The sequence below is a fragment of the Lentibacillus kimchii genome (genome assembly GCF_055381965.1).
In genome coordinates, this window is the sequence record NZ_AP043934.1 from 369,734 (window position 1) to 387,957 (window position 18,224).

General features: G+C 46.1%; 20 protein-coding genes. 14 read left to right on the plus strand and 6 right to left on the minus strand.

The window, feature by feature from the left end; genetic code table 11:
* Positions 1-88: 88 nt before the first annotated feature.
* The gene (trhO, locus tag ACZ444_RS02335) at positions 89-1,072 is read right to left on the minus strand and encodes an oxygen-dependent tRNA uridine(34) hydroxylase TrhO (RefSeq protein ID WP_382358378.1); all 984 of its coding nucleotides are present in this window, start codon (positions 1,070-1,072) and stop codon (positions 89-91) included.
* 294 nt (positions 1,073-1,366) lie between these two features.
* On the opposite strand from trhO, the gene ACZ444_RS02340 reads away from it, so the two are divergent.
* The 5 genes from ACZ444_RS02340 to ACZ444_RS02360 all read left to right on the plus strand — a co-directional run bounded on the left by ACZ444_RS02340 (position 1,367) and on the right by ACZ444_RS02360 (position 3,567).
* Complete coding sequence (locus ACZ444_RS02340) at positions 1,367-1,567, plus strand: cold shock domain-containing protein (RefSeq protein ID WP_382358410.1); 201 nt, start codon at positions 1,367-1,369, stop codon at positions 1,565-1,567.
* Between the two features lie 144 nt (positions 1,568-1,711).
* Positions 1,712-2,023 (plus strand): hypothetical protein, encoded by a 312-nt coding sequence (locus tag ACZ444_RS02345; RefSeq protein WP_382358379.1) that lies wholly within the window; start codon positions 1,712-1,714, stop codon positions 2,021-2,023.
* Between the two features lie 47 nt (positions 2,024-2,070).
* The gene (locus ACZ444_RS02350; RefSeq protein ID WP_382358380.1) at positions 2,071-2,517 is read left to right on the plus strand and encodes a GNAT family N-acetyltransferase; all 447 of its coding nucleotides are present in this window, start codon (positions 2,071-2,073) and stop codon (positions 2,515-2,517) included.
* Between the two features lie 89 nt (positions 2,518-2,606).
* Entirely contained in the window at positions 2,607-3,302 is a 696-nt protein-coding gene (locus ACZ444_RS02355; RefSeq protein ID WP_382358381.1) for a TraR/DksA C4-type zinc finger protein, read from the plus strand.
* A gap of 55 nt (positions 3,303-3,357) precedes the next feature.
* Positions 3,358-3,567 carry a zinc ribbon domain-containing protein gene (locus ACZ444_RS02360; protein WP_382358382.1) on the plus strand — a complete coding sequence of 70 codons (210 nt, stop codon included), beginning with the start codon at positions 3,358-3,360 and terminating at the stop codon, positions 3,565-3,567.
* Between the two features lie 65 nt (positions 3,568-3,632).
* Here the strand turns inward: ACZ444_RS02360 and ACZ444_RS02365 are convergent, their stop codons facing one another.
* Positions 3,633-4,415 carry a hypothetical protein gene (locus ACZ444_RS02365; protein ID WP_382358383.1) on the minus strand — a complete coding sequence of 261 codons (783 nt, stop codon included), beginning with the start codon at positions 4,413-4,415 and terminating at the stop codon, positions 3,633-3,635.
* A 351-nt stretch (positions 4,416-4,766) separates the two neighbouring features.
* On the minus strand, positions 4,767-6,182 hold the full coding sequence (locus ACZ444_RS02370; protein ID WP_382358384.1) for a S1C family serine protease: 1,416 nt from the start codon (positions 6,180-6,182) through the stop codon (positions 4,767-4,769).
* 172 nt (positions 6,183-6,354) lie between these two features.
* On the opposite strand from ACZ444_RS02370, the gene ACZ444_RS02375 reads away from it, so the two are divergent.
* The 6 genes from ACZ444_RS02375 to ACZ444_RS02400 all read left to right on the plus strand — a co-directional run bounded on the left by ACZ444_RS02375 (position 6,355) and on the right by ACZ444_RS02400 (position 11,924).
* On the plus strand, positions 6,355-7,044 hold the full coding sequence (locus ACZ444_RS02375) for a response regulator transcription factor (RefSeq protein ID WP_382358385.1): 690 nt from the start codon (positions 6,355-6,357) through the stop codon (positions 7,042-7,044).
* Complete coding sequence (locus ACZ444_RS02380) at positions 7,041-8,375, plus strand: sensor histidine kinase (protein WP_382358386.1); 1,335 nt, start codon at positions 7,041-7,043, stop codon at positions 8,373-8,375. Before ACZ444_RS02375 ends, ACZ444_RS02380 begins: the two co-directional genes overlap by 4 nt.
* Before the next feature lie 40 nt (positions 8,376-8,415).
* Positions 8,416-10,251, plus strand: coding sequence for a translational GTPase TypA (gene typA / locus ACZ444_RS02385; RefSeq protein WP_382358387.1), 1,836 nt, complete (start codon positions 8,416-8,418; stop codon positions 10,249-10,251).
* Positions 10,252-10,324: 73 nt separating this feature from the next.
* Positions 10,325-10,600 carry a YkvA family protein gene (locus tag ACZ444_RS02390; protein WP_382358388.1) on the plus strand — a complete coding sequence of 92 codons (276 nt, stop codon included), beginning with the start codon at positions 10,325-10,327 and terminating at the stop codon, positions 10,598-10,600.
* 118 nt (positions 10,601-10,718) lie between these two features.
* A complete protein-coding gene (locus ACZ444_RS02395; protein ID WP_382358389.1) occupies positions 10,719-11,534 on the plus strand; it encodes a DUF368 domain-containing protein in 816 nt (271 codons plus the stop codon).
* A 69-nt stretch (positions 11,535-11,603) separates the two neighbouring features.
* A complete protein-coding gene (locus ACZ444_RS02400; protein WP_382358390.1) occupies positions 11,604-11,924 on the plus strand; it encodes a thioredoxin family protein in 321 nt (106 codons plus the stop codon).
* Positions 11,925-11,999: 75 nt separating this feature from the next.
* Here ACZ444_RS02400 and ACZ444_RS02405 read toward each other — a convergent pair whose 3' ends face one another.
* Positions 12,000-12,626 (minus strand): VOC family protein, encoded by a 627-nt coding sequence (locus ACZ444_RS02405; RefSeq protein WP_382358391.1) that lies wholly within the window; start codon positions 12,624-12,626, stop codon positions 12,000-12,002.
* 183 nt (positions 12,627-12,809) lie between these two features.
* On the opposite strand from ACZ444_RS02405, the gene ACZ444_RS02410 reads away from it, so the two are divergent.
* Together ACZ444_RS02410 and ACZ444_RS02415 are read left to right on the plus strand one after the other, a co-directional pair.
* Complete coding sequence (locus tag ACZ444_RS02410) at positions 12,810-13,085, plus strand: glutaredoxin family protein (RefSeq protein WP_382358392.1); 276 nt, start codon at positions 12,810-12,812, stop codon at positions 13,083-13,085.
* A 258-nt stretch (positions 13,086-13,343) separates the two neighbouring features.
* A complete protein-coding gene (locus tag ACZ444_RS02415; protein ID WP_382358393.1) occupies positions 13,344-14,033 on the plus strand; it encodes an alpha/beta hydrolase in 690 nt (229 codons plus the stop codon).
* A 42-nt stretch (positions 14,034-14,075) separates the two neighbouring features.
* Here ACZ444_RS02415 and ACZ444_RS02420 read toward each other — a convergent pair whose 3' ends face one another.
* Both ACZ444_RS02420 and ACZ444_RS02425 read right to left on the minus strand, forming a co-directional pair.
* Positions 14,076-14,930 carry a DegV family protein gene (locus ACZ444_RS02420; RefSeq protein ID WP_382358394.1) on the minus strand — a complete coding sequence of 285 codons (855 nt, stop codon included), beginning with the start codon at positions 14,928-14,930 and terminating at the stop codon, positions 14,076-14,078.
* Between the two features lie 115 nt (positions 14,931-15,045).
* Positions 15,046-15,951 carry a DMT family transporter gene (locus ACZ444_RS02425; RefSeq protein ID WP_382358395.1) on the minus strand — a complete coding sequence of 302 codons (906 nt, stop codon included), beginning with the start codon at positions 15,949-15,951 and terminating at the stop codon, positions 15,046-15,048.
* A 315-nt stretch (positions 15,952-16,266) separates the two neighbouring features.
* On the opposite strand from ACZ444_RS02425, the gene ACZ444_RS02430 reads away from it, so the two are divergent.
* Complete coding sequence (locus ACZ444_RS02430) at positions 16,267-17,754, plus strand: degradosome RNA helicase CshA (RefSeq protein WP_382358396.1); 1,488 nt, start codon at positions 16,267-16,269, stop codon at positions 17,752-17,754.
* Positions 17,755-18,224: the final 470 nt, after the last annotated feature.

Consider the following 18,224-nt stretch of genomic DNA (forward strand, 5'->3'; position numbering starts at 1 on the left):
TTTTTATGTGGAGTGAATAAAATATTCTTATCACCTGTCCGTATAAAAAACAAATCGGCATGATCAGAATGCCGATTTGTTCTGTAGATTAAGCTTCTTGTTTGGTCTGTTTTTCTTCTTCAATAACCGCGAGTCTGCGGCTAATCTCGTCCTGGGACAAATGGTGCTCCCGTACATACAGGTTTTCCTGGCTGATGCGGCACTCATGGGTGCAGCCGCGCATGTATTTATGCTCATTTTCCTCTGAGCAGATAATCTGTTTGTTGCACGGCGGGTTGGCGCAGTTGACATAACGTTCGCAAGGCTGGCCGTCAAAGTGGTCCCGACCGACAACAACATGCTCGTTCTGATTAATGGGCACCGAAATGCGTTCATCAAACACATAGCATCTGCCGTCCCAGAGGTCGCCCTGGACTTCCGGGTCTTTGCCGTAACTGACAATGCCGCCGTCAAGCTGTCCGACATTCTGGATGCCTTCTTCCATCAGCCAGCCGGTAAATTTCTCACAGCGGATGCCACCTGTGCAATAAGTGAGCACTTTTTTATCTTTCAGCTGCTCTTTATTGTTGCGGATCCAGTCGGGCAGTTCACGGAAAGCATTAATATCCGGCCGGATGGCACCGCGAAAGTGGCCGAGGTCATATTCATAATCATTCCGGGCATCCAGAATGACTGTTTCCTCTTCCTGCATCGCGTCATAAAATTCTTTCGGCGAGAGGAACTCAGCAGTTTCTTCCAGTGGACTGATATCCTCATCTTCATTCATTTTCATGCTGACGATTTCCTGACGATGCCGCACATGCATTTTTTTAAAGGCATGCCCGTCATGCGCATCAATCTTAAACGTCATGTCCGCAAAACGCGGATCCTGATGCATGGCTTCCATGTATTGTTCCGTCTGTTCGACTGTCCCGGATACGGTTCCGTTCAGTCCTTCATCCGCAACAAGAATGCGTCCTTTAAGCCCCAGTTCCTGACAGAAGGCCAAATGCTCCTCTGAAAAGGTTACAGGGTCGTCAATCGGGGTAAACTTGTAATAAAGCAGCACTTGATAAGTCTGGTCTGCTGTCATGTTAATACCACCTTCATTTTGTATTTGCAAGATACAAATGCAGTGGATAACTTATTATAATCTTGCAGAAGGGTATTTTATCATGATTCGATGGGATTTGCCAGTGGCGGCTATTTAAGAAACTAAAAACTTTCTTTGTGATGCTCCTTGCATTTTAGCTAAAATGGGCGTACAATGAAAAATAGCAAAGGAAATTGAAATTAGTAATACTTTACGATCTCTTTTGAACAAGTGGTGTAAGTATTTCGTTCAATGGATTTGCACATATTTGGATAAGGGAGGTCGTTTAGTATGATGACCGGTACAGTAAAATGGTTTAGCGCCGACAAAGGGTATGGCTTTATTGAACGCGAAGATGGTGACGATGTTTTCGTTCACTTCTCAGCGATTAATCAAGAAGGTTTCAAAACCCTTGAAGACGGAGAAACGGTTGAATTCGAAATCGTTGAAGGTGACCGCGGCCCACAAGCTGCAAACGTCACTCGTCGTCAATAAATAGTAATCCATAAAATGGTTTATCTCATCCGTGGGATAAACCATTTTTGTTTAAAGACATCACGATCGTCATAAAAAGGCGGCGTTCTGCAGCAATGACAGTCCTCTTGCAGGTGACGAGACTATGAAAGGTGTGCAAAACGTATGGACAAGCAAGATATCGAACAGCAGGTTATTGCCAATTTTCAGCAGGATGAAAAAATGATGATTCTCGTGTATGCACAGTGGTGCATTAACCGTGACCGTGATCCGGAAACTTTATATGAACGTGCATACCCTGGACAACTGGCCAATCAGGCTTTGCAGGATGCTCTGGAACTCACGGTCCCTAAACAGGAGTCCGAGACCATTGCTGATGCAACTGTGCTTAACATTCTGCAGCTGTTTGAGAATGATGATCTGGCGTTTGTTGTGCAGGAAGTCATCGATGCTGATAAACAAAAACGTACTGATTGATTGATGCAGAAACCGACTGTAAACTGGAAATGGGGAAGTGCTAACGAATGAATTGGCATGTTAAATCATTTCAGGAATTGACGAATGACGAATTATTCGCTCTGATGAAATTGCGGGTGAATATTTTCGTTGTAGAACAGGCGTGTGCGTATTCTGAGCTCGATGATTACGACCGCCAGGCGCTTCATTATTTTGCTGAAGACGATGGTGATATCGTCGCTAATGTCCGGCTCCTTCCACGCGATACGGCTTTTAAAGAGCCATCCATCGGAAGGGTTGTGGTTGCTCCGGAATACCGGGGTGGCGGTTATGGGCGCAGAATCATGCAAAAAGCAATGCACTATATCGCCGGTCAGTGGCATGAGCCAGTTATTAAATTAAGCGCTCAAACACATTTAAAGTCCTTTTACGGGGAACTTGATTTCCGGCAACTATCGGATGCTTATCTCGACAGCGGCATTTCCCATGTTGACATGATTTGGGAACAGAAATAAAGTATCAATCATCTGTATCGTCACATAGTATGATTAGTGATTCCTTTTATGAAAAATGCACACTTTTTTAGGAATGGAGACTGACATCTATGATGACGAGACAGCAGCAACAAGCGTTAAAAGATACCCTGACCAAACGGCAGGATACATTAATCAGGCAGGTGCAGGACCACTTTGGGACCTCGCTTGAACTGGCTAAAGAATCAATGGATGAACTATCCAATTATGATAATCATCCTGGTGATATGGGAACAGAAATGTTTGAACGGGGCAAAGATATAGCACTTAATGACCATGCGGAACAAGAACTGCAGGACATCAATGCAGCTTTGCATGCCATTGAAGATGGCACTTATGGCATTTGCCGGGAATGTGGTGTGGATATTCCATTTGAGCGCCTCGAGGCTATGCCGACAGCTGATCACTGCTATGAACATGCCGACCAGGCAAATAACCTGGAAAAGGATGACCGGCCTGTTGAGGAGGATGTGTTCAGTCCTAATCTTAATCCTGGAGGCGTTTCCGGGATAAATCAAACTGGCTATGATGCTGAAGATGCGTGGCAGGATGTAAGCCAGTATGGTACATCGGAGACGGCATCTGACTTCTACGGTGACCAGGAAGATTATGATGCCATGTATGTTAACAGTGATGAACGCGTCGGCAGTGTAACAGATGAAGAAAGTTTTTTGGCCGCTGATCAGGAAGGCCATTTCACAGGTGTAACCCCGAATCATCAGGACTACGAAGACGCGGGGCGGACAGACAGTTATAATCATTACTGATTCAAATCTAAAGGGCCGCCCATACCATTGGCGCCCCTATAGGGAGATGATGACCGTGGAGGAGAATCGCGGCTGTGTTAAATGCGGCAGCAGGGATGCTGAACAGAAAGACGTCGCCATGACGGGGACAGGCCTCTCCAAAATGTTTGATGTGCAGAGCAACCAGTTCGTTGTGGTTTCATGCAAAAACTGCGGATACTCTGAATTTTACAACAAACAGAGTACAACTGCTGGCAATATATTTGACTTTTTCTTCGGTGCTTAAAAAAGCGCCCTGTGCTGTTGGTCTTGCAAAAGGACTGCAGCGCAGGGCGTTTTTTTATCTGTTAGTTAGCCGTTGAAGAAGGAATTCGTGATACTGCTCAAAACGGAGGCCAGAAATGATTGGACAAACAGGCTGAATACCAGCATAACGATGATAAAGAGTCCGATCAGGACGTAAATCCGGTCGAATCCATCCGGGGCATGTTCCATAAAGATAAAGGCTGGTGCTATCAGCAGAAATCCCAGCAGACTGATCAGGACCAGAATTCCAGCAAATATGGGAATGCCAATTAAAAACAGAATAAGACTTATAATAAATAAAAGGCCGAACGGGACTAAATAAGCACCGTATTTGGCGATGACAACGGAAAAAGTCGACCGCTGAACGGCCAGTCGGGCACCAGCAAAGGTGAGGCCGGCAATTAAAAATTCCAGCAGGAGAATCGTTATAAAAGGCAATAGAAACCCGTCTATGAATAACATAGGCCCATAAAACCCTGTTGGTATGGTATTGAGTACAGCTAAATAACTGAAGGCCAGCAGCAGGGCAAACAGAACCATGGTGATGATGCCGGATATCATATCTGACTGGTTCGCTCGTCTGGCTTCGCTCGGTTTTTGAATGAGTGTCGCCAGGAAATGCCCGAAATCACCGCTTGTCCGTTTGATCTTTTCCCCAAACGCTTCAGACGGGGAAGGTGGACTGCTGGTCGCCTCCTCAGGTGACGTTTTGTATTCTTCAGCTTTATTTACGTGTTCGGTGCTTTCCTCAGGCTGCGTGAGGCTGGTGCCGCAATTTGTACAGAACTGACCATTTGTAACATATTGACCGCACGAGGGACAATGCATATCGTCACCTCCATTTCTTGTAACATTTATCAGGATACAGGTTCACTGCCAGTATACGTGCTGATCACCATCTTATCCAGTTTAACATGTTTATAAAAATGAAGAGGCTGGGACAAAAATGCGAACCACTTGCGTGACTGAACCGCTCCGGAGAAAGACGTCGCTTTCCGCGGGCGGCTGGTGAGCCTCCGAAGCGCCGGCGCGCTCCGGGGTCTCACCTATCCTTTGCTCCCGCAGGAGTCTCCGTCTTTTCCTCCGCTGAATCGGAGCATTGTTCGACGCTTGAGTTAGTCGCTTTCGTTTTGTCCCAGCCTCTTTGTCATAGCTGGATACGCATTGGACTGCTGCTCATTATGGTAGCTGCCGCCGCTTTTGCGGCTGTTGTTGCTGTTGCTGCTGTTGCTGCGCCTGTTGCTGTGTCTGCTCTCGTTCAGCAAGCTTGAGTGACACTTTTTGCGCTTCACCATTACGGTAAATTTGCAGTTTTGCAGTATCGCCGACATCTGCTTTGTTATATAAATACTTTCGTAAGTCCAATAAGTTTTTAATCTTATTGCCATTGATTTTCGTAATCACATCGAACTGCTTCAAGCCCGCGCTATCAGCTGGAGAACCAGAATCAACTTTCGCTACGACCATGCCGTCTTTAGCTTTTTTGGGTACTTGAATCTTATCACGATAGCGTGGCGGCACCTGATTAATGGATGCTGTGCTGACACCAATGAATGGCCGGGAGATGCTGCCCTCTTTTTCAAGCTGTTCTATCATTGGTTTCGCACTGTCAATTGGAATCGCAAAGCCAATTCCTTCTACAGTGGTTTTAGCGATTTTCATCGAGTTGATGCCGATAACCTTGCCATCTTTGTTGACCAGGGCACCGCCGCTGTTGCCTGGGTTGATAGCAGCATCTGTCTGAATGACTTGCGTAACCCAGTCGGGCTGGCCGTTTCCGCTTGTATCCATGCTGACTGAACGATTAAGACCGCTGACGATCCCTTTCGTTAACGTGTTCGCAAATTCCATTCCGAGCGGGTTGCCGATGGCTACAACAGTGTCCCCGACTTTCATGTCATCGGATGATCCGAGGTTGGCAACGGTATCGATTTTCGACCCGTCAACTTTCAGAACAGCCAAATCACTTAAGTTGTCGGCGCCCAGAACCTTGGCATCAAGCTGTTCTTCATTGTTGAGGGTGATGTCCACTTCCTGAGCGCCTTCGACAACGTGATTGTTTGTGACAACATAGGCATTGCCATCTTCTTTTTTATAGATGATGCCTGAGCCTGTTCCAGATTTTTTGCTGGGTTCCCAAACACTTGTCTGCTGCTTGCGGGTAACGCCAACGACCGCATCGGCTGCCTCATCCATGTTTTTGGCTGTAGCAGCACCGTCAGAGGTAATGGTTTTGGCCACTTTTGCTGATTCAGAGGCCTGGCTGCTGTTTGTGCTGGTGGAGGCTGCCTGATTGTTGCCGCCGGTTGGTATAATATTTGTTGCAAACAGTACAGCGATAATGACCGCTGATACGATGCCGCCTAAGATGCCGCTGAGCAGATTGTTGCTGGATTTGCGCTGTTTTGGCTTGTTGGGCTGGCTGTTTTGGGCATTTTGTCTGGCATTTTGTGTAATACCTGTGTTTTCAGGGTCCGCCCGCCGGCTTGATTCATTTGACTCGTCTGATTCGTTCGATTCGTATTCTGGTGGATCCTGCTGGCCGTCGTTCTCATAATGATTTGTTTGGTCGTTGTCATTATATTTGTTATCCATGACTAGCTCACCTCGTTACGTTATGATGATTTCAAGTGTTATTATAACCATAACATTTGGTTGTTTTTTGGTATAATTACGGCAAAAATGTGTAAATAATCAGCTTTGGTGATCTATTCCCGTTTTTTAGCCGAATCAATCCTAAATTTATAAAATGTTGGAGGAACCGCCTATGACTCATCATATTGGTGTGGTAGAAGATGATGCAAACATTCAGGATATCGTCAAAGCCTATTTAGAAAAAGAAGGTTTCACAATTACGGCAATGGACTCTGCGGAAGACGCATGGGAGCTGTGGGAAACCCGGCAGCCGGATATGTGGGTTCTGGATATTATGCTGCCAGGGATGGATGGCTATGAATTTTGTAAAAAAATAAGGCAGGAAAGTGATGTGCCGATTATTATCATCTCAGCCAAAGATGAGGAAATTGATAAAATCCTTGGTCTTGAGCTGGGCGGTGATGATTACTTAACGAAACCGTTCAGTCCGCGGGAATTGGTTGCACGTGTTAAACGTGTCCTGAAGCGTACCAGTCACGAGGAATCAGGTCACACACCTGACGACCGGCTCAAGTCAGGTGATTTACTGATCCATGAATCCGACCGCCGGATTTTTTGGCAGGGCGAGGAAAAGGATATCACCACCAAGGAATTCGATATGCTGCTGCTGCTGGCCCGGCATCCTAATCGGGCCTATCCGCGGGAAGAATTGCTCACGAATATTTGGGGCGAGGATTATTTTGGCAGTGACCGTGCTGTTGATGATCTGGTGAAACGCATCCGGAAAAAGCTTCATGGCATCCCACTGGAGACGGTATGGGGTTACGGCTACCGGCTGCGTCAAGATGAGGAGTCGCTATGAAACTGCAGTCACAGCTGAATTGGGCCTTTACGATTCTGCTTCTTGTTATTCTGACTGTGGCAGGCTATGTCATTTATTCCATGATTTTAGGAACGCTGATTGATAACGAACGGTCGGAACTGGACCAAAAAGGTCAGTTGCTCGTGCAGGTGCTGAACAACCAGCACTCATCGCAGGAAGGCATTGACGATTTCAGTCAGTTTTTACAAGAGCAGGATCTGCAGCTGTTTCTCTATGACCGTCAGAAAAATGGTGTGATCATGTCCACGATGCCGGATCAGTATGTGAAAAGTTTTTTAGCCCATGATTATTTTGCCAATAACCAGGAAGATTTATGGGAAGCAGGCAATAAAAAATTTGTTACCTCCCGTATTTTGCTGTCACCGGAGCGGACATCCATGGAGCTGATTTTGCTGACGCCTCTAACGGATCTGCAGGCTGTTCAGCAGGATTTCTTCAGACGTTTGCTTATTGTGTTTCTTATTGGTACTATCGCGGCTGTTCTGCTTAGTTATCTGTTAACCAGAAAACTGGTGACGCCGCTTACGCAACTGAAAAAACAGCTCAAAAAGATTGAAAAACGGCAGTTTGATGACGTCCAGCGTGTAAGAGCCACCGGTGAAATTAAAGAGGTGGAACAGAGCGTTTATGACATGGCCACAGAACTTGAACGTTATATGAAATCACAGCAGGCTTTTTTCCAGAATGCGAGCCATGAGCTGAAAACACCGCTGATGACGATTCAGGGATATGCGGAAGGTATTCGTGATGGCGTCTTTGACGAAGAGGCAAAAGAAAAGGGACTGGAACTGATGGTAACAGAAGTCGGCCGGCTTAAAACAATTATTAATGAAATGATTCTGCTGGCTAAACTGGACAGTGACCAGGCGACGTATCAGCCTGAGAAGATCCGGGCGGCTGATATTATTGACCAGGTGACCGATCGTGCTTTACCGTTGATGAATGAACAGAATGTTGAGCTGACGCACCACGTTAATGATGACAGCGTCTTTTTGGCTGATTCGGAAAAACTGCTGCAGGCGCTGTTAAATGTTACATTTAATGCGATCCGGCATGCTCATTCGCAGGTTTCCATCACGGTTGAAACTCAGATGATTAGTATTGCTGATGATGGGGAAGGTATACCTGAGGATTTTATGCCGCATATATTTCATCGCTTTGTGAAAGGGAAAAGCGGTGAAACAGGCCTTGGCCTGGCAATTGCACGGGCGGTTGTCGAGCAGTCCGGCGGCGATATAACGGTAGAAAATGCCCAGCTGGGTGGCGCCAGATTTATGATTACTTTGCCTAAGTCTGAATCTATGCTATAATGGGATAGTTTGAATTAGCTATTATGAGGAGCGTTGTCTTATGGAACTACGAGATGATTTACGTAACATCGCTATTATCGCGCACGTTGACCATGGTAAGACAACACTTGTTGACCAGATGCTGAAGTATTCGGGAACATTTCAGCAGCATGAACAAGTGGATGACCGCGCCATGGACACGGACGATCTTGAGCGGGAACGCGGGATTACGATTCTGTCGAAGAACACGGCAATTAAATATGGTGATACAACCATTAATATCCTGGATACACCGGGTCACGCGGACTTCGGTGGTGAAGTGGAACGGATTATGAAAATGGTGGATGGTGTTCTGCTAGTGGTTGATGCCTATGAAGGCAGCATGCCGCAGACACGTTTTGTGCTTAAAAAAGCACTGGAACAGAATTTGACACCGATCGTTGCTCTGAATAAAATCGATCGTCCTAATGCGCGTCCGGACGAAGTAATTGATGAGGTTCTGGACTTGTTTATCGAATTGGGAGCTGATGAACAGCAGCTGGAATTCCCTGTTGTTTATGCATCCGCCATAAACGGGACATCCAGCACAGAGTCAGATCTGGATAAGCAGGAAGAGACGATGGAGCCGGTTTTCTCTGCTGTTATGAATCATATTCCTGCACCGGTCAATACGCAGGATGAGCCTTTGCAGTTTCAGGTAACTTTGCTTGATTATAACGATTATATTGGCCGTATCGGCATTGGCCGTGTTGTACGCGGAACAATCAGTGTGGGCGATCAGGTTGTCGTCCTGAAAAAAGACGGTTCTGAGAAACGGTTCCGCATCAGCAAGCTGTTCGGGTTCATTGGCCTGAAGCGTATCGAAATTCAGCAGGCAAAAGCCGGTGACATTGTGGCTATTTCCGGTATCGATGACATTAATGTCGGTGAGACGATCTGTCCGCCAGAGCATCCGGAGGCTTTGCCAATTCTGCATATTGATGAGCCAACTCTGCAAATGACCTTTGTCACGAACAACAGTCCGTTTGTCGGCAGGGAAGGCACATATGTCACCTCCCGGCAGATTGAAGAGCGTCTGTATAAGCAGTTGGAGACGGATGTCAGTCTGGATGTGCAGCCAACGGAGACGCCGGATGCCTGGACTGTCTCAGGCCGCGGTGAACTGCACCTGTCGATTTTAATTGAAAATATGCGCCGTGAAGGCTATGAACTGCAGCTTTCCAAGCCACAGGTGATCATCAAGGAAATTGACGGGGTTAAATGTGAACCGATGGAGCACGTTCAAGTTGATGTGCCCGAAGATTATACCGGTCCTGTCATGGAATCCCTGGGCGAACGTAAAGGTGAAATGCTCGATATGGTTAACCAGGGCAATGGCCAGGTGCGCATTGAATTTAAGGTGCCATCCCGTGGTCTGATTGGCTATCCAACTGAGTTCATGACGCTGACACGCGGCTATGGTATTATTAACCATACGTTCGACTCGTTCCAGCCGCTTGTCAAAGGCTATACCGGCGGCCGCCGTGAGGGCGTGCTTGTCTCTCAGGAAGATGGCAAAGCAACAACTTACAGCATCATGCAGCTGGAAGGTCGCGGCGTGATTTTCGTTGAGCCAGGCACAGATATCTACGGTGGTATGATCGTTGGCGAGCATAGCCGGGAAAATGATTTAACAGTTAACATCACGAAAGCAAAACATTTAACGAACGTGCGCGAATCGTCCAAGGACCAGACGGCAAAAATCAAGAAAACGCGTGACATGTCACTCGAAGAAGCAATTGAATACATTGCCGAAGACGAGTATTGCGAGGTCACACCTGAATCAATCCGCCTGCGTAAGAAAGTCCTGGATGGTAACGTACGTCAGAAACAGAACAAAAAATCGCAATCAAGCTGATTGTGCAAGCTATCAACTGGCAATGGCGGGTATGCTGTTGCCAGTTTTTTTACGATAAAGGCAGGGTTCGTTTATGATAAAGCGATTAAAACGGCTCCGCTTCTTATTCACGTTTCATAAATCCATTCCCTTTCTGGTTGATTTTTTCCGCACAAACCATATCAAAAAAACAACAAAGCTGTTATATGCTGTGCTGATAATTGGCTATAGCGTCATGCCGTTTGACTTGATTCCGGATTTTCTTTTTCCTGTTGGGGCTGTTGATGATATAACTGTTGCCGTTTTTTTGCTGCAGCGAATGGTTAAGACAGCACCGGATGACTTGAAGAAAAAACATCAGTTTGACTGAGGGGCTGTCTGGTCACTGGCGAACGACTGCTTATAAAAATGATGGGATTTACAGACATCATTTGATATGATAAGTCTATGATGATTAGCAGAGTCGCTGATGGGGGAGATTTTTAAGGATGGAATGGAAGAATATTTACCGCGGTATGCTGATGGGTGCAAGCGATACGATTCCGGGTGTCAGTGGTGGCACGATTGCTGTTGTGCTTGGCATTTATGACCAGCTGATTGCCGCTATTAATGGTTTTTTGAGTAAAGACTGGAAAAAGCAGCTTGGTTTTTTAATCCCGCTGGGTCTTGGAATCGCAGCAGCCATCTTTTCGTTGAGTCATATTATCACGTGGCTGTTTAAAACGTATCCAGGACCGATCCAATTTTTCTTTTTAGGGCTTATCTTAGGCGTGTTGCCTTTTCTGTTTAATAAAGCAGAGGCTAAAACGCCATTTCAGATACAGCATTATTTGCTGCTTATCGCAAGCGTTGTGTTCGTCGGGTTATTAGGCTTTCTGGACCCCACTAGGGGAGATATTATAGAAAACCTGTCGTCGGCAGCTTATATCAGACTGTTTTTTTCTGGGGTTGTTGCCAGCAGTGCGCTTGTTTTGCCAGGCATCAGCGGCTCACTGATGTTTATGATCCTGGGTACATTTGCGACCGTCATGGGTGCTGTCAGTCAACTGCAGCTTGATGTTTTAGCTGTGACAGGTGCAGGCATTGTGATTGGGATCGTCCTGATGACCAAGATTGTCAGCTACTTTTTAAACAACTTTTATACAGGTATGTTTGCGGTTGTGATTGGCATGGTGATCGGTTCTGTCTTTGTCGTGTTTCCAGGCTGGCCGGCCGGAGCGGCATCTGTGATAACCAGTATTATAACGTTTGCAGTCGGGCTGGCAGCTGCTGCTTTGCTGGGACGGCTCGAATATAAAGCCTGAACAAACTGGAAGACATGGGGACGAGAAATCGTTACAATGAGAGCAGAATCATTTAAGGGGGAGTGACATATGAAACACATTGATACGGAAGCACAATTTAATGAGATCATTCAGTCTGAGAAGCCGGTTATCATCAAATTTTTCGCAGACTGGTGCCCGGATTGTAAACGCATGAACATGTTCATCGGGGATGTGATGGAGGACTTCGATAGCTATGAATGGTATGAAATCAATACCGATGAAGTCGAAGGCATTGGCGAAAAATACGATGTGATGGGTATTCCGAGCATCCTGGTTTTCCAAAAGGGCGAGAAGATAGGCCATCAGCACAGTGCCGATACCAAAACACCCGAGTCTGTCAGCAGCTTTTTGGAGCAGCAGCTGGCCTAGCACGGGGCAGTTAAACAAACGTTTGATCAATGCTTGTCAGAGAGCGTATCCCGTCCGGGAACGCTCTCTTTTAGCCTATGTAATGATATAACGCACATCTTTTGAATGCTGTAAGTCTGCATTTTCCAGGTGGGCTATATGATCATTGAATGTTATCTGATAAATCGCTGAAAATGTGTTAAGGTCTGTTACCGGAACCGCGAGTTTGCGGATCGTCTTATTATTAATGAGTCCCGAATCCTCGGGTGTGTTGCTTCCGTCACTCCATTCAATCAAGAAAGGCAGTATCTCCATCTCCGCTTCGGGGAACAGCATTTGCCATTCCAGCAGGCTGCCATCAGGTCTGCTGCGGCTGCCGGGAATAGGACCGGTGTATGGCATCCCCGCCTGTTTAAGATTTTCCACAGCGTCGTCCATATCCTGCGTCCTAAGGGCATACTGAATCGGCCCTTCCTGCCCCTCTGCTAACCTTTGGAACAGTAAATGGACTAATGGGTTGTCAGCTCTCGCTGCAGTTGCTTCGTCGAAAATACCGAGCCATTCAATATAGCAGTCATTGCGGAAAAAAGCGAGATAGTTGTACGTTCCCCAGCTTGTATGTTTTCCGCCTTCCGTAATCGTAACACCGTGGTCCTGTGCAAACCTTTCTGCTGCTTTCTCTGGATTTTTGGCAGCGATGACAATGTGGTCAATTGCAAGCATGAAATCTCCCTCCTAACGTTATTTTAAGCCTAAACAGCCATTATGGGAAGCGTTAACCTAAGCTGCTGACTGTTAAATGTGTTTATTCGAATAGATGATTCACAGGATACGTTTAAATTGACAAGCTGGCGGGTATGAAAGTATTGGTTACATTCATACTAAAGGACCAGAGGTGAATGAGCAATGCAACAGCAGGAAGTGGTTGTTTATATCAGCAGCAACAGCCCGCGGTGCAGCAAACTGGTCGATGACTTATCCGAGGCGGCTATTGTCTATCAGGCGAAAAATGTTACCGACCATCCTGAATATCTGGACCAGCTGCATGAACAGGGCGTGTTCGGGACGCCTGTTACGTATGTCGATGATGATCCCGTATTAGGAATGCAGATTAATAAAATTAAGCATAAATTAGGTATCGCAGATCATTATCAGTCACACCGGCATTTTGACGGCAATTAATGATCGGCACACATTTTATTCGTTTGCATACATTAAATATGAAAGTGTGTGATGCATGCCGGATAAATCTGCTTCATTTGTTACTGCCATTTCATCCTAAATTATCCTCTCTGAATACTTTCTGCGAACGCTCTCCGTCCGGTTATTTGCCGGGCTGATGATAATTGAAACAGGCCACATAGCGGTTATGATCTGTTCGCGCATAAAGGCATTGCAAATCGAGAAAATAAAGGTATAGCGGTGTTAAGGAGACGAACGATGATGATCGGATGTTTAATCGTACATGGCTATACAGGGAGTCCGTATGAGGTGGCTCCTTTGGCTGATTACTTACGGGAACACACGGACTGGCAGGTGGATGTTCCCACACTGCCGGGGCACGGGCTTGAACTGACATTGAAGTATGTCACATATCAGCATTGGCTGGCAGCAGCTGAAAATGCTTTGAAACAGCTGGAGGAAAAAGCTGACACGATTTATCTGATCGGGTTCTCCATGGGTGGCATGATTGCAGCCTACCTGGCTTCAAAACATATGGTTGCCAAATTGGTCCTGCTGGCACCATCAGGTAAATATTTAGCGTTCCGAAAGGTTATGAAGGATCTTAGAGGCATTGCGGCCGACGGCTTCAAGGGGAATATTGAGCAAAACAGGCTTTATCTGTATTCGAAGTATAAATGGGGAACGGTCCCCCTGAAAGCCAACATTGAATTTCTGAAACTTGTCAGGTTTACCCGCCAATTTTTAGGTAAGGTAATGTCACCTGTCTTAATCGCACATGGACAGCAGGATATCATCGTTCCCTACCAAACAGGCTACTACATGGATAAGAAAATTGCCTCAGAGCAAAAGAAAATCGTGCTGTTTGATCAATCCGGCCATATGCTCTGTCTAGGTGATGATTGTGCCATCCTGAACCGAATGGTGTACAGATTTCTGAATGGCTAAAAAAGGAGGAAGCTCACGACAGCTTCCTCCTTTTTTGCTGTCTCAGTCTTTAAAAAAGGAAATGACTAAGCCGCCTTCACCTGCGTGTGTGGCAATGACGGGGCTCATTTCTGCCAGATGCGTGTCGCTGAAAGGATACGTCTGTTTTATTCGTTCCAGTACACTTTTAGCCCGTTCCTCCGTGCGGTAATGTGACATAGTCAGCATTTTGCCTTCAGCATGCTTCATAGACTCGCCAATCTGTTCGATAAACCGGCGAATGGCTTTTTTGTCACCACGTACTTTCTCCGATACCGCAATCGCACCATTGGCATCACTCTTCATCAGTGCTTTGATGCTGAGTGTTTTGGCAATGGTTCCTTTGACACGGCTGAGACGCCCGCCAAGGATCAGATTTTCCAGTGTTTTCAGCACGAACAGGGTATTGGTTTGTTCAACACGTTCATGTAGATGCAGCCTTAGCTGGTCATACGAATAATGTTCTTCTAGTTTCGTACCGGCTTCACGCAGCAGCAATGCGATGCCGCAGGATGCCGTTTTGGTATTGATGACCTCGATTTGCCTGTCCGGTTCTTCTTCCAAAAGCATCTGTTTAGCGTGGACAGCATTGTCGTAAGTGGTGCTCAGACCTCGGGACAGACTGAGCATTATAATCGGGTCAGCCGGATCTGTTTGTTTGAATGCCTGGTAATAATCGTGCGGGCTCGCTGCGGATGACTGCGGCACTTTGTCCGATTCAGCCATCGTTTGATTAAATGTTTTCCCATTAATCAGCGCGTCGGATTTGTATTCCTCAGTCCCGAAATGCAAATATAACGGGACGGTGCGAATGGCCAGTTCATGGCTGAGCCGTTCAGGAATATCCGCCCCGCCATCAGTCATTAATTGAATAGGCATAGTCTCCCCCAATCCTGGTCAGTTGTGTTCTTATTATATCAGGTTTGGAGATGATGGGAAGCAAAAATGTCCCAAATTGCTGAAAAAGATGGCCATTTGGGGAAGGATGCTTGTCTCAGTTCCGTTCGGATAATGTGACCTTGCGTTTTTTGGTTGTGCTCATGATGAATAAAAATAAACCGAACAGAACGATGGAACCGCCGAGCCACTGCGACCAGGTAATCGTCTCACCCAAGACGAAATAGGCAAGAATGGATGCACCCACCGGCTCGAAGACAATCCCCATCGAGATCGTGGACGTGCTCAGCCACTTCAAGGCCCAGTTAAACAGACTGTGACCAAGGAAGGTCGGAAAGATGGCCAGACCCAAAAACACAAGCCAGTGATCGGCAGGGTAACCGAAAAAGGCGTTGCCGGCAAACAGATTATATATAATCAGCGTCAGCGAACTGATGCCGTACACAATAAATGTATATGTCATCAGTGACAGATGTTTTCTGGCTTGCTGACCCATGAGGAAGTAACCCGTAATCAAAACAGCCCCTAAGAGCGCGAGTATGTCACCAAACAAAGCAATGCCGCTTACCTGAAAATCGCCCCAGCTGATAATGACGCTTCCCAGTAAAGCAATGATCATACTGATGATAGCCCCATAGGAAAACCGTTCTTTAAAAAACAGATAGGTTCCTAAAAAGGCAAATATCGGCTGCAATGTCACGAGGACGACAGAGCTGGCAACAGATGTATAGTCCAGTGACTCGAACCAGAAAATAAAGTGAAACGCCAGGAAGATGCCGGCAAGAGCTGACAGCAGCCAGTCCAATTTACGAATCAGCTGAAATTCGTGCCGGCTTTTTAGCAGGACGAAAGGTGCCATGATGATGACTGCTAAAAGCAGACGGTGATTGGCAATGATGGCAGAAGGCGCCTGATCAGCAAGTTTAACGAGCACCGCAGATGTCGACACCGATGCCACACCAATAACCACCGCGACATATGGATTAATCGGAGGGATACGCATAATGAGCCTCCTTTAGACTTGTTCAATGACGAATCCTGTTTATTTTACCATGTTAAACATAAAAAATCATATGAAAGAGTGGATATTATTGCAATAACTGTGTTATGATTAACTGACGGCTTTACATGGATGAGTTTTCGTGCAAAGTTTTTCCATAAACGGAAAAGCTTTTTTTACAAACACTAACGTCTAATGATGGTTGACCTTATGAACACTTCCGTTGTACGCGGGATGATGCGAGGCGAACAGCTGGGATTTGCCAGCACTGATCAACCATCAAACCGTACATTTGAATTAAAGGAGTAGAGTTATAAGGTGACCACATTTAAAGAACTTAATATATCACAGCCTATTATGAAATCTTTGGAGAAAATGGGTTTTGAAGAATCAACGTCAATTCAGGCTGAGACCATCCCCCTTGCTATGCAGGGTCAGGATGTTATCGGCCAGGCACAGACAGGAACAGGGAAGACGGCCGCTTTCGGCATTCCGATGATCGAAAAAATTGACCCGTCTCAGCGAAAAATTCAGGGACTTATTATCGCGCCAACACGTGAGCTGGCTGTTCAGGTAGCAGAAGAGATCAATCGTCTGGGACAAGCAAAAGGTGTCCGGTCGATGTCGGTCTATGGCGGCCAGCCAATGGGACGGCAAATCCGCGCTCTGAAAGATGGTCCAAGCATTGTTGTTGCAACACCCGGCCGGCTGCTTGACCATATACGGCGCAATACGATCCGTACGGCCGATATTAAGACGACCGTTCTGGACGAAGCGGATGAAATGCTCGATATGGGCTTCATCGAAGACATTCGTGATATTCTGAAAAACATACCGGATACACGGCAGACCCTGCTATTTTCAGCAACGATGCCAAAGGAAATCCGTGATATCGCGACAAACTTGATGAATGACCCGACAGAGGTCAAGATGAAAGAGAAAAAAATGACCGTTGAAAACATTGATCAGTACTTCATCGAAATTCCTGAAAAACAGAAATTTGATACGCTGACCAATCATTTGGATTATTATTCGCCCCAGCTTGCCATCGTTTTCTGCCGCACCAAAAAGCGGGTTGACGAAATTGCCGATGGCTTGCAGACAAGAGGTTTCCGCGCGGAAGGGATTCATGGCGACCTCACGCAGGGCAAACGGATGAATGTACTGAATAAATTTAAAAACAGCCGTGTCGACGTACTGGTGGCGACGGATGTCGCGGCCCGCGGACTGGATATTTCCGGTGTGACGCATGTCTACAACTTTGATATCCCGCAGGATCCGGAAGGCTATGTTCATCGTATCGGACGTACCGGCAGAGCAGGCCGTACTGGTGAAGCGGTATCGTTTATAACACCGCGGGAAATGGCACATTTGAATGTCATTGAAAAAGTGACCAAAAGTAAAATTCAGCGGATGGCACCGCCGACGAATCAGGAAGCAAAACGCGGTCAGCAGCAGGCAGCAGCTGATAAGATGCGGAAGAATATTGAAAAACAGCCGCTGGAAGATTATTATGAGACCGCCAGCGAATTGCTGCAGGACTATGATTCGAAAACAGTTGTGGCAGCTGCCCTTAAAATGATGACGAAAGAACGCCGCAATATACCGGTCAACATATCGTCTATTCAGCCCATCAGTGTCAAAAAAGGACAGCAGGGCAAAAATAAAAAAGGCGGACCACCCAATAAGAAATACTACGGGAAACGCGGACAGAGCGGACGTAACCAGGGAGGCCGCAACCAGGGCGGACGCAACAATCGCAAAGGCAATTATCAAAAACGCCCAAGCAGCAAATCACATTATTAAGTAAAAAGCTCCTTCTTTACAGTAAGTAGTTCACTTACTGTGGAGAAAAGGCGAAATAACAATGCAATTAGTATACAAAATAACACCCGTTTTAGTATGACTTTAAAACGAAAAAAATCGCTCATATCAATTGAGCGATTTTTATAATATATTTGCTTTGTTGTTGTTACACAAACGCGCCCCTTTGCTTAACTTTGAGTATGGCTTCTATTTATTAATTGTTTTACGCATTCGACTAAGGCTAAAAGAGAAAAAATAGCCATAACTATGCCATAAATGTAAGCGTCATTTGAAAAGTTTAAGAATGCTACAAGAGCGCATAAAACAGACGAAATAATTAACGCTATTTGATTCAAGTTATCACCCCTTTAAATAATTCGACAATATGGCCCGATTCAGGCACAGTGTTTCTTCAACAGCTGCGCCCGTTTGTTTAATACAATACTTTACTCGGTTTTATCCATAAGTCA